This window comes from Phenylobacterium sp., assembly GCF_041920015.1.
Taxonomy (GTDB): Bacteria; Pseudomonadota; Alphaproteobacteria; order Caulobacterales; family Caulobacteraceae; genus Phenylobacterium.
In genome coordinates this window covers 37,447-49,091 of sequence record NZ_JAYRST010000018.1, presented here as the reverse complement: position 1 = coordinate 49,091, position 11,645 = coordinate 37,447, and the positions used below count along the sequence as shown (strand labels likewise).

6 protein-coding genes are annotated in these 11,645 nt (G+C 68.6%); 4 read left to right on the top strand and 2 right to left on the bottom strand.

Features of this window, described 5'->3' with window-relative positions; genetic code table 11:
- On the top strand, positions 1 to 2,760 hold a 2,760-nt coding region (locus ACE3TL_RS06060; protein WP_374577826.1), incomplete at its 5' end, for a TonB-dependent receptor domain-containing protein.
- A gap of 72 nt (positions 2,761 to 2,832) precedes the next feature.
- On the opposite strand, the gene ACE3TL_RS06055 is transcribed toward ACE3TL_RS06060, so the two are convergent.
- Positions 2,833 to 3,405 carry a TetR/AcrR family transcriptional regulator gene (locus ACE3TL_RS06055; protein ID WP_374577825.1) on the bottom strand — a complete coding sequence of 191 codons (573 nt, stop codon included), beginning with the start codon at positions 3,403 to 3,405 and terminating at the stop codon, positions 2,833 to 2,835.
- 109 nt (positions 3,406 to 3,514) lie between these two features.
- On the opposite strand from ACE3TL_RS06055, the gene ACE3TL_RS06050 reads away from it, so the two are divergent.
- From ACE3TL_RS06050 to ACE3TL_RS06040, 3 genes are read left to right on the top strand one after another with little or no spacing between them, the layout of a single operon-like run.
- Complete coding sequence (locus tag ACE3TL_RS06050) at positions 3,515 to 4,660, top strand: efflux RND transporter periplasmic adaptor subunit (protein ID WP_374577824.1); 1,146 nt, start codon at positions 3,515 to 3,517, stop codon at positions 4,658 to 4,660.
- A gap of 24 nt (positions 4,661 to 4,684) precedes the next feature.
- Positions 4,685 to 7,909 (top strand): efflux RND transporter permease subunit, encoded by a 3,225-nt coding sequence (locus ACE3TL_RS06045; RefSeq protein ID WP_374577823.1) that lies wholly within the window; start codon positions 4,685 to 4,687, stop codon positions 7,907 to 7,909.
- Positions 7,906 to 9,312: an efflux transporter outer membrane subunit gene (locus tag ACE3TL_RS06040; protein WP_374577822.1), complete on the top strand. Its 1,407-nt coding sequence runs from the start codon at positions 7,906 to 7,908 to the stop codon at positions 9,310 to 9,312. Before ACE3TL_RS06045 ends, ACE3TL_RS06040 begins: the two co-directional genes overlap by 4 nt.
- A gap of 65 nt (positions 9,313 to 9,377) precedes the next feature.
- On the opposite strand, the gene katG is transcribed toward ACE3TL_RS06040, so the two are convergent.
- A complete protein-coding gene (gene katG, locus ACE3TL_RS06035) occupies positions 9,378 to 11,609 on the bottom strand; it encodes a catalase/peroxidase HPI (RefSeq protein WP_374577821.1) in 2,232 nt (743 codons plus the stop codon).
- Positions 11,610 to 11,645 lie beyond the last annotated feature (36 nt).

Below are 11,645 nucleotides of genomic sequence, written 5' to 3'. Positions count from 1 at the left end.
AGCGCCCGCGGCGACGTCGGTTCGGTGAACCTGCGCAACCTCGGCGTCGGCAACACCCTGGTGCTGCTGAACGGCCGCCGCGTCGTCGCCCACCCGACCAGCCGCGCCGACGACTTCCTGGTGCCGGTCCTGACCTACAACACCAACGCCATCCCGGTGAGCGGCCTGAAGCGCCTGGAAGTGCTGCGCGACGGCGCGGCCGCGCTCTATGGCTCGGACGCCGTGGCCGGCGTGGTCAACACCGTGCTGCAGGACGACTTCGACGGCTTGACCGTCGAAGCCCAGTACGGCGGCGCCGAGGGGACTCACCTGCGCGAGGCCGAGTTCAACGTCCAGGCGGGCCGCAACTTCCACGAAGGCCGCGGCAACATCAGCCTGTTCGCCAACTACACCAACCGGACCGGGCTGAACGCCTTCGACCAGGAGTACACCGCCTCGGCCGACAGGCGTCCGCTGTTCGCGGGCACGCGCTTCGATGGCGCAGCTTCGCTGGACGGCCGGGTCACCCAGACCCCGTGGGGCGGTTTCACCGCGACCGGCGTGGGTACGGTGCGTCAGAACGGCGTGGCCCTGACCAGCAGCGCCGGCGCTTTCCACCTGCAGCCGTCGAGCTTCACTGGCTGCCAGATCGCCTTCGTGTCCGGGACCTGCATTGACGACGGATCGGCCGCGACCAGCGGCGTCGACCGCGATCTGCGCTTCGACACCAACGCCTGGAACACCACGGTCATTCCGGAACTGGAGCGGGTGAACCTGTTCCTGACCGGCAAGTACGATATCACCGACACCCTGCGGTTCTTCGGCGAGCTCGGCTACTACACCGCCACCACCCATGCGACCCAGACCTCGACGGCGACCCTCTCGTCGCTGCCGATCGTGGTGCCGACCAGCAACTATTGGAATCCCTTCGGCCAGGCGGTGTTCGCTAACGGCCAGGCCAATCCGAACCGCCTGCCGGGCCTGAACATCTCGGCCGCCGGCGCGCCGGTGACGATCACCTCGTACAACTTCGCCGATGTGGGGCCGAACAAGGTCGACGTCGAGAACAACCAGTGGCGTTTCCTGGCCGGCCTGAAGGGCGAGAAGTTCGGCTTCCGGTGGGAGAGCGCGCTGCTCTATTCGAAGGCCGAGGTCGAGGACGTGTCCGACGGCGTCAGCGCGACCCTGTTCCAGAAGCAGCTCGCCCTGTCCACGCCGGACGCCTACAACCCGTTCAACGGCGGCACGCTGAACAACACCTCGGTGGGTGATGGCGCTCTGAGCTCGCAGGCCGCGATCGACGCGATCAAGGTCCGCACGGTCCGCCGCAACACCAGCTCGCTGGCCCTGGCCGACTTCAAGGTCTCCAAGGTCGACCTGTTCGCCCTGCCGGGCGGCGACGTCGGCTTCGCCGCGGGTGTCGAATATCGCCGTGAAACCCAGAAGGACGACCGCGACGCGCGCCTCGACGGCACGATCCAGTTCACCGACATGGTCACCGGCGTGACCTATGGCAACGACCTGATCGGCTCCAGCCCGTCGCCCGACACCAAGGGCTCGCGCACCGTGACCTCGGCCTATGCCGAACTGGCGGTGCCGATCGTCTCGCCCGAGATGGAGATCCCGTTCGTCTACAACCTGGAAGCCCAGCTCGCCGGTCGTTACGAGAGCTTCAGCGACGCAGGCGAAGTGGCCAAGCCGAAGGTCGCCGTGGCCTGGGACGTCGTCGACGGCCTGCGCTTCCGCGGTTCGTGGGCGCAGGGCTTCAAGGCGCCGAACCTGGAGCAGGTGAACGCCACCCTGGTCACCCGCTCCAACACCCGCACCGACTGGATCCGCTGCGAGGCGGACCTGCGCGCGGGCCGGATCGCCAACTTCGCCGCCTGCTCGCGCTCGGGCAGCACCACCGCCCAGCGCGCCGGCAACCCGGACCTGAAGCCGGAAGAATCGGAAACCTGGGGCATGGGCGTGGTCTACGAACCGCGCTTCGTGCCTGAGCAGTTCGGCCGCTTCACCATCACCGTCGACTACTGGCGCGTGAAGCAGGAAGGCATTGTCGGCCTGTTCGGCGAGGGCAACGCCCTGACCGCCGACTATCTGGCCCGGCTGAACGGCTCGACCAACCCGGACGTGGTGCGTGCGGCGGCCACCGCCGACGACATCAACATGTTCGCGGGCACCGGCCTGGCCGCGGCCGGCCAGGTGCTCTACGTCAAGGACCAGTATCGCAACCTGCAGCCGCAGGAGGCGCGCGGCCTCGACATCGGCGTCATCTGGAACCTGCGCGGGACCGAGTGGGGCGACTTCAGCGTGAACTTCAACGCTGCGCACCTGATCAAGTTCTACCGCTCGCCGTCGCCGGAAATCGCCGCCCTGCTGGCCGCTCGTGACGCTGGCGAGATCAATGCCGGCACCACCATCACCGGCGGTGGCGACCAGGTTCGTCAGAACGGTCGTCCGGAGTGGAAGTGGTCGGCCTCGGCGACCTGGTCCTACGACCAGTGGACCGTCGGCGCGTTCACCCAGTACATCGGCGATGTCGAGGACACCGGCCTGCGCGACAGCGCCGGCCAGGCGTGGATCGTCGACTCGCAGATCACCGGCAATCTCTATGGTCAGTACGAGTTCACCGAAGGCCTGGCGTCCAACACCCGCCTGCGCGTCGGCGTGCGGAACATCACCGACGAGAAGCCGCCGGTGGAATCGAGCAACGGCTACCTGGGTTCGCTGTACCAGCCCTATAGCCGCTACTGGTACGTCAGCGTTCGCAAGTCCTTCTAAGGACAGGCGAAAAGCTGAACTTTCTTGGCCGGCCGGCCCTTCGGGGTCGGCCGGTTTTCTTTTACGAGAAGGTCAGGGCGTGACCGCCTGCTGGATCACGCCCGCCAGCCGCCGGCGCAGGCTGGCGCGGCCGGCGTCGTCGAGGTCGTGGTCGGGGGTGATGGCGCGCGAGATCGCCACGCCCATGATCAGATCGCCGGCCAGCCGCGCGCGGACGCTGGCGTCCGGGCCGCCCAGGTAGGCGGCGAAGGGGTCGATGAACCAGGTGCGCATCGAGCGCCGCAGCGGCTCGGCCGCCGCGGGCGAGGAGGCCGAGCGCAGCATGATGAGCAGATGGTCGAGGCCGTCGCGGGTGTCCGGATCGTCCATCAACCGGTCGGCCACACGCTCGCCGAAGCCGGTCAACTCGCCCTGGAACAATTCCGACGCATCGGGACCGCAGTTCAGCACCTCGACGAAGAGCTCTTCCTTGGAACCGAAATAGCGCGACACCAGAGCCGCATCGACACCGGCGTCGGAGGCGATCTCGCGCAGGCTGGCGCCGTCATAGCCTTCCTTGGCGAACCGATGCATGGCCGCGTCGAGGATCGCCTGCCTTGTCGCCGCGGCGTTTCGAGTTCGCGCCGGCGCCGGGGTGCCTGACATTTTCCGGTTTCGCTCCCTTGTTGTCATCGGGTGTTGACATATGTAGGAGGTGTCGAGTTAAAAGTCATCAACTGTTGACTTGGGCGCTCCCCCGCCCGTGGGATATCTCATGCGAAAGTTTCTCGCGCCGTTCGTCGTAACGGCCGCCGCTGCATTGGCTCTTTCCGGCTGCGGCAAGACCGAAGCGCCCCCGCAGATGCCGGCGCCTCAGGTTTCGGTGGCCACGCCCCTGCAGCAGAAGGTCGTCGACTGGGACGACTTCACCGGCCGCTTCGAGGCGCCCGAGCGCGTCGAGGTGCGGGCCCGCGCCAGCGGCTTCCTGCAAGCGGCCCATTTCCGGGAAGGCCAGTACGTCAAGAAGGGCCAGTTGCTCTTCACCCTCGATCCGCGGCCAGCCGAAGCGCAGCTCGCCGCCGCCCGGGCCCAGGCCCGGCAAGCCGAGGCCGACCTCGCCCGCGCCGAGAGCCTCCTGAAGATCCAGGCGATCAGCCGCGAGGAATACGACACCAAGCGCGCAGCCAACGACATCGCCCAGGCCAGCGTGCGCGCCCGCGCCCTCGACCTGGAGTTCACCCGCGTGACCGCCCCGACCTCCGGCGTCGTCTCCGACCGCCGCGTGGACCCGGGCAATGTGATCAGCGGCGGCGGCGCAGGGGCCGAGGTGCTGACCACCATCGTCTCGACCAGTCCGATCCACTTCGTCTTCGACGCCTCGGAGGCGCAACTGCTGCGGAACCAGCGCGAGAGCGGCAAGGGCGGGCGCGTGCAGATCCGGCTGCAGGACGAGGCCGACTATCGCTGGACCGGCAATATCGACTTCACCGATAACAGCCTCGATGCGGCTTCCGGCGCTGTGCGCATGCGCGCGGTGGTGGCCAATCCAAACGGTTTCCTGAAGCCGGGCATGTTCGGCAAGGCCAAGGTCGAAGGCGGCCAGGCCTATGACGCCCTGCTGGTTCCGGAAGACGCCATCTTCGCCGATGGCGCGCGCAAGGCCGTCAATGTGGTCAACGCCGACGGCTCGGTGACGCTGAAGCCGGTCCAGCTCGGCCCGGTGAGCCAGGGCCTGCGCGTCATCCGCTCGGGCGTGCGGCCCGACGAGAAGGTGATCGTCAACGGCGGCGTTCGCCTGATGGCGCCCGGCATGAAGGTCCAGGCCAGGCAGGTGAAGATCGAACCCAAGGCGGCCGCCAAGGCGACCTCCACCGTGACCATTCCCGTGGCCTCCAGCGCCACGCCCGCCGGCGCCCGCTGAGGGCCTGAGCCAGGGACGGGACCCATGCGCTTTTCGCACTTCTTCATCGACCGCCCGATCTTCGCAGGCGTGATTTCGGTGTTCATCGCCCTGATCGGGCTGTTCGCCTATCCGCTGCTGCCGCTGTCGCAGTATCCGGACATCGCCCCGCCGACCATTGCGGTGACCGCCTCCTATCCGGGCGCCTCGGCCGAGACCCTGGCCGAGACGGTGGCCGCGCCGATCGAGCAGGAAATCAACGGCGTCGAGGGCATGCTCTACATGACCTCCTCGTCGACCGCCGACGGCATGGCGCAGATCTCCGTGACCTTCCAGCCAGGCACCGATCTCGATGCGGCCCAGGTCCTGGTCCAGAACCGCGTCGCCCTGGCTGAGCCGCGGCTGCCCGAACAGGTGCGCCAAGTCGGTGTGACCGTGAACAAGCAGCTTTCCGGCTTCCTGCTGCTGGTGGCGCTCAGTTCCGACGACCCTAACGTCGACCTCGACCATATCGGCAACTACGCGAACTCGACGCTGCGCGACCGCATGCTGCGGATCAAGGGCGTGGGCGGCGTGCAGGTGTTCGGCGGCGGCTTCTATTCGATGCGGGTCTGGATCGACCCGGGCAAGGCGGCGGCGCGCAACCTGACCGCCGGCGAGATCGTCACGGCCCTGCGCGCCCAGAACGTCCAGGCCGCCGGCGGCGCGCTGGGCCAGGCGCCGGCCGACAACGGCGCGGCGTTCCAGTTGCCCGTCCAGGTGCAAGGCCGCTTGTCGGACCCGGAAGCCTTCAGCGACATCGTGATCCGCACGGACGCCGAGGGCCGCGTGACCCGCGTGCGCGATGTGGCTCGCGTCGAGCTCGGCTCGCAGGACTACGGCATGCGCGGCTATTTCAGCGGCCGGCGCGGCATCGGCCTGGCGATCATCCAGCAACCGGGCTCCAACGCCCTGGCCACCGCTTCGGAGGTGCTGAAGACAGTCGAGGAAATGCAGCCGACCATGCCCGAGGGCGTGAAGTACAGCATTCCCTACAACCCGACCGAATTCGTCCAGGCCTCGGTGGAGTCGGTCCAGAGCACCCTGCTGGAAGCGGTGATCCTGGTGGTCATCGTGGTCATGGTGTTCCTGCAGACCTGGCGGGCGGCGATCATTCCCATCCTGGCGATTCCGATCGCCCTGGTCGGCTCCTTCGCGGTGCTGCTGGGCCTCGGCTATTCGCTCAACTCGCTATCGCTGTTCGCCTTGGTGCTGGCGGTGGGCATCGTGGTCGACGACGCCATCGTCGTGGTCGAGGCGGTGGAGCGAAACCTGCGACAGGGAATGACGCCCAGGGAAGCGGCCTATCGCACCATGGACGAGGTGTCGGGCGCGCTGATCGCCATCGGCCTGGTGCTGCTGGCTGTGTTCGTGCCGACGGCGTTCATGCCGGGCATTCCGGGCATGTTCTTCCGCCAGTTCGCGGTGACCATCTCGGCGGCGGCGATGATCTCGTTGATCGTGTCGTTGACCCTGTCGCCCGCGCTCGCCTCGATCCTGCTGAAGCCGCATCAGGAGCATTCCCTGGACGAAGGGCCGCGCTGGCTGCGGCCGCTCAAGTGGGCGGGCCACAAGTTCAACAGCGGCTTCGACTGGATCAGCGACAAGTACGGCGCCCTGACCGCCCGCCTGGTGCGGGCCACCATGATCGTGCTGGTGATCTATGCCGGGCTGATCGCCATCACCGGCTGGCGGATGACGGCCACGCCGACCGGTTTCATCCCCCAGCAGGACCAGGGCTTCCTGATCGGGGTCGTGCAGCTTCCGCCGGGCGCCTCGCTGGAGCGGACCGATGCGGTGGTGCGCAAGGCCAGCGCCATCATTCTCGACACGCCCGGCGTGGACAATGTGGCGGCCTTCGCCGGCCTCGACGGCGCCAGCTTCTCGGCTCAGTCCAACGGCGGCGTGTTCTTCGTGAAGCTGGACGACTGGTCCGTGCGCGGCAAGGCGCTGAGCGCCGACGCCATGGCCGGCCGGGTCATGGGCCGCCTGTCGGGCATCGAGGAAGCCAACATCTTCTTCCTGGCGCCGCCGCCCGTCGAGGGCATGGGCAACGCCGGCGGCTTCAAGATGATGGTCCAGGACCGCTCGGGCGCCGGCTACCAGACGCTGGAACAGGCGGCCAACAGCCTGGCCGGCGCAGCGGCCCAGACGCCGCAGACCACCGTCGGGGTGTTCTCGCAGTTCAACACCGGTTCGCCGCGGGTGAGCGCTGAGATCGACCGCGACAAGGCGCTCATCATGGGCGTGCAGCCCAGCGACATCTATGACGCCCTGGGCGCCTATCTCGGCTCGACCTATGTCAACGATTTCAACCTGCTCGGCCGCACCTTCCGCGTCACCGCCCAGGCCGAGGCCGACGCCCGCGACGACCCGTCCGACATCGCGGACATCAAGGTGCGTTCGGCCTCGGGCGGCATGGTCCCGCTGGGGTCGCTGGCGACCGTGAAGGACGAGACCGGCCCGGTCCGCGTGGTCCGCTACAACCTGTTCCCGGCCGCTGAAGTCCAGGGCGGGGCGCCGCCGGGCGTCGCCTCGGGCGCCGCGCTCGAGACCATGGAGGAGCACGCCGCCAAGGTGCTGCCCTCGGGCTTCAGCTACGAGTGGACGGAACTGGCCTATCAGGAGAAGGCGTCCGGCAATGCGGGCAGCATCATCTTCGTCCTGGCCGTGGTGTTCGTCTTCCTGGTGCTGGCCGCCCAGTACGAGGCCTTCACCCTGCCGCTCGCGGTCATCCTGATCGTGCCGATGTGTATCCTTGCGGCGATCCTCGGGGTGAACCTGCGCGGCCAGGACAACAACATCCTGACCCAGATCGGCCTGATCGTGCTGGTCGCTCTGGCGGCGAAGAACGCGATCCTGATCGTCGAGTTCGCCAAGCAGGCGGAGGAGGACGACGGCGTCGACCGTTTCGAAGCGGCCGTCCGCGCGGCCCGAACCCGCCTGCGGCCGATCCTGATGACCTCGTTCGCCTTCATCCTGGGCGTGCTGCCGCTGGCCATCGCCAGCGGGCCTGGGGCCGAGATGCGTCAGGCCCTCGGGACGGCGGTGTTCTTCGGGATGATCGGGGTGACCTTCTTCGGCCTGATCTTCACGCCGGTCTTCTATGTGATCTGCCGTCAACTGGCCGCGCGCCTGCCACGCGCCCGGGGCAAGGACGAGAAGACCTATCCGACCACCGGTGGCGGAACCCCGCACAGTCCGATCGAGTACGAAGGGAGCGCGAAGTGATCCGCCCCAAATCCATCGCCGCGCTGCTGACGGCAGCGACCGCGCTCAGCGCCTGCGCCGCGGGGCCGACCTACAAGGTCCCGGCGCCGGTCGCGGGCGGGCAGGGAGCTTTCATCTCGGCCGAGGCGGGGCTCGCCACGCCCGATGCGCCGCCCGGCGACTGGTGGCGGCTGTTCGACGATCCGGCGCTGGACGGTCTGGTGCAGGAGGCGCTGGCCGCCAACAAGGACATCGCCATCGCCGCAGCCAACCTCGCCCGCGTGCGCGCCGTGCTGAGCGAAACGCGCGGCGGTCTGCTGCCGTCGACCACGCTTTCGGCCTCTGGCCAGCGGGTGCGCGATCAGGACCTGACGAGCGGGCTGTTCGGCGAGGCCGACCAGTACCGGGCCGGCTTCGACATGTCCTACGAGGTCGATCTCTTCGGCCGCGTGCGCCGCAGCCTGGAGGCCAACCGCGCCGACGTGGCCGCCGCCCAGGCGGGGCTCGACGTGGTGAGGATATCGGTCGCAGCCGAAACGGCGCGGGCCTATGCGGACATCTGCGCGGCCAACGCCCAGATCGCGGTCGCTCAACAAACCATCGACCTGCAACAGGACACCTACGACCTGACGGTCCGCCAGCTCGACGCCGGCCGGGGCACGGCGGCCGACACCGCCAGCGCCGCGACCCAGCTCGAGACCTCCAAGGCGGCGCTGCCGTCGCTGGAGGCCCAGCGCGCGGCGGGCCTCTTCCGCCTGGCTCTGCTGACCGGCAAACCCCCAGCCGAGGCGCCCCAGGCCGTGCTGGCCTGCAAGACCGTTCCGCAAGTGGCCCAGGCCCTGCCGGTCGGCGATGGCGCGGGGCTGCTGGCCCGCCGGCCCGACGTGCGCCAGGCCGAACGCGAACTGGCCGCCGCCACGGCCCGCATCGGCGTGGCCACAGCCTCGCTCTACCCTTCGGTGAGCATCGGCGGGGCGATTTCGACGGCGGCGGCGCGGAGCGGCGACCTGGGCGACGACTATCGTTTCAATGTCGGCCCGCTGATCAGTTGGAGCTTCCCGAACATCGTCGCCGCCCGCGCCCGCATCAAGCAGGCCGGGGCGAGCGCCGAGGGCGCGCTGGCCAATTTCGAAAAGGCAAACCTCACCGCCTTGCAGGAGACGGAAACCGCGCTCAACGCCTATGGGCGCGAACTCGACCGGCGTGCGGCGCTGAAGCGGGCGCGTGACGAAGGGGAGAAGGCCGCTCGCCTGTCCCGCATACGGATGGAGGCCGGCGCCGACAGCCTGCTGAACGTGCTGGTGGCCGAGCGCAATCTCGCCCAGCTCGAAGCCCAGCTCGCACAGTCCGACGCCCAGGTCACCGGCGCCCAGATCGCGCTGTTCAAGGCGCTGGGCGGCGGTTGGGAAACCCAGTCTCCCTGACGGTCGCGTACGAAAAAGCCCTCTGCGACATCGTCGCAGAGGGCCCTTCCGTCCGGGCTTGAGCCTCAGGCGAGGTCGAAGCGGTCGGCGTTCATCACCTTGGTCCAGGCGGCGACGAAGTCGTCGACGAACTTTCCGCCGGCGTCGTTGGCGGCGTAGACCTCCGACAGGGCGCGGAGCTGGGAGTTGGAGCCGAACACGAGGTCGGTCCGCGTCGCGGTCCACTTCTGCTGGTTGGTCTTGCGGTCGGTCCCGACGAAGAGTTCGTCGGCCTCGTCATCGACCTGTTTCCAGGCCGTGTTCATGTCGAGCAGGTTGACGAAGAAGTCGTTGGTCAACTGGCCGGGCCGCTCGGTGAAGACGCCGTGCGTGCTGCCGCCGTGATTGGCGCCTAGCACCCGCAGCCCGCCGACCAGGACGGTCATTTCCGGAGCGCTGAGGCCCAGCAGCTGCGAGCGGTCGATCAGCAACTCTTCCGTCGGCACGTTGAAGCGCACCTGGATGTAGTTGCGGAAGCCGTCGACCCGCGGTTCGAGCACGGCGAAGTTCGCCGCATCGGTCTGTTCGGCCGAGGCGTCGGTGCGGCCGGGCGTGAAGGGAACCTCCACGGGGCGGCCGCCGTCCCGGGCCGCCTTCTCGATCGCCGCCGATCCGCCCAGCACGATCAGGTCGGCCAGGGAGATCTTCTTGCCGCCAACCGCCGAGGCGTCGAAGTCGGCCTTGATCCCTTCCAGGGTGCGCAGGACCCGCGCGAGCTGGTCGGGCTGGTTGACCTCCCAGTCCTTCTGCGGGGCCAGGCGGATGCGTCCGCCGTTGGCGCCGCCGCGGTGATCGGACCCGCGATAGGTCGAGGCCGAGGCCCAGGCGGTCTGCACCAGTTCGGCCACGCTGAGGCCCGAAGCCAGGATCCTGGCCTTGAGGGACGCAATGTCGGCCTTGTCGACCAGCGGGTGGTCGGCCGGCGGGATCGGGTCCTGCCACAACAGGTCCTCGGCCGGCACCTCGGGGCCGAGATAGCGGCTCTTGGGACCCATGTCGCGGTGGCAGAGCTTGAACCAGGCGCGTGCGAAGGCGTCGGCGAACTCGGCCGGATTGTCGCGGAACCGTTCGGAGATCGCCCGGTACTGCGGGTCGGCCTTCATCGCGATGTCGGCGGTGGTCATCATGGTCGGCAGGCGCCGGTCGGGGCTGTGAGCGCCCGGCGCCATGTCTTCCGGCTTCTGACCGATCGGCTGCCATTGCTTGGCCCCGGCCGGGCTGCGCACCAGTTCGTACTCGTAGTCGAACAGCATGTGGAAGAAGCTGTTGTCCCAGGTGACGGGCGTGGGCGTCCAGGCGCCTTCGAGGCCGCTGGTGATGGTGTGGTCGCCAAAGCCGCTCTCGTGGCCGCTGGCCCAGCCGAGCCCCTGCTGGGCGATGTCCGCGCCTTCCGGCTCGGCGCCCACCTTGGAGGCGTCGCCGGCGCCGTGGGCCTTGCCGAAGGTGTGGCCGCCCGCGGTCAGGGCCACGGTCTCCTCGTCGGTCATGCCCATCCGCGCGAAGGTCTCGCGGATGTCGCGGCCCGATTGGACGGGGTCGGGATTGCCGCCGGGGCCTTCCGGGTTGACGTAGATCAGGCCCATCTGGATCGCCGCCAGCGGGCTTTCCAAGGCCATGTTCTTGTCGGGCTGGATGCGGGTCTCGTTGCCGGCCTGGCCGACCCATTGCTCCTCGGTGCCCCAGTAGACGTCCTTCTCCGGCTCCCAGACGTCGGCGCGGCCGCCGCCGAAGCCGAAGACCGGGCCGCCCATCGACTCGATGGCGATGTTGCCCGCCAGGATCAGCAGATCGGCCCAGGAGAGCTGGCGTCCATACTTCTGCTTGATCGGCCACAGCAGGCGGCGCGCCTTGTCGAGGTTGGCGTTGTCCGGCCAGCTATTGAGCGGGGCGAAGCGCTGCGAGCCGGACGAGGCCCCGCCGCGACCGTCGCCGGTGCGATAGGTGCCGGCGCTGTGCCAGGCCATGCGGATGAAGAACGGTCCATAGTGACCATAGTCCGCCGGCCACCACGGCTGGCTGTCGGTCATGAGTGCGGTGAGGTCGCGCTTGACCGCCGCATAGTCGAGCTTCTTGAACTCGGCTGCGTAGTCGAAGTCGTCGCCCATCGGGTCGCCGGTGAGGCCCTGCTGATGCAGGATGTCCAGCGAAAGCTGGTTGGGCCACCAGTCCCGGTTGGTGCGCCCGAGCAGCGAACGCAGCGCCGCCGGGTCCTTGATCGGGCAATTGAGCGGGCTGCCGCCGCCGGCTGCGTCGTCCATGTTCGTGCTCCCTGTCACGATGGTTGGGAGCGAAGC

What these genes read in the sequence shown, in the direction of transcription:
- ACE3TL_RS06055 (WP_374577825.1), bottom strand. Translation starts at nt 3,405, where the DNA reads ATGTCAGGCACCCCGGCGCCGGCGCGAACTCGAAACGCCGCGGCGACA.
- ACE3TL_RS06050 (WP_374577824.1), top strand. Translation starts at nt 3,515, where the DNA reads ATGCGAAAGTTTCTCGCGCCGTTCGTCGTAACGGCCGCCGCTGCATTG.
- ACE3TL_RS06045 (WP_374577823.1), top strand. Translation starts at nt 4,685, where the DNA reads ATGCGCTTTTCGCACTTCTTCATCGACCGCCCGATCTTCGCAGGCGTG.
- katG (WP_374577821.1), bottom strand. Translation starts at nt 11,609, where the DNA reads ATGGACGACGCAGCCGGCGGCGGCAGCCCGCTCAATTGCCCGATCAAG.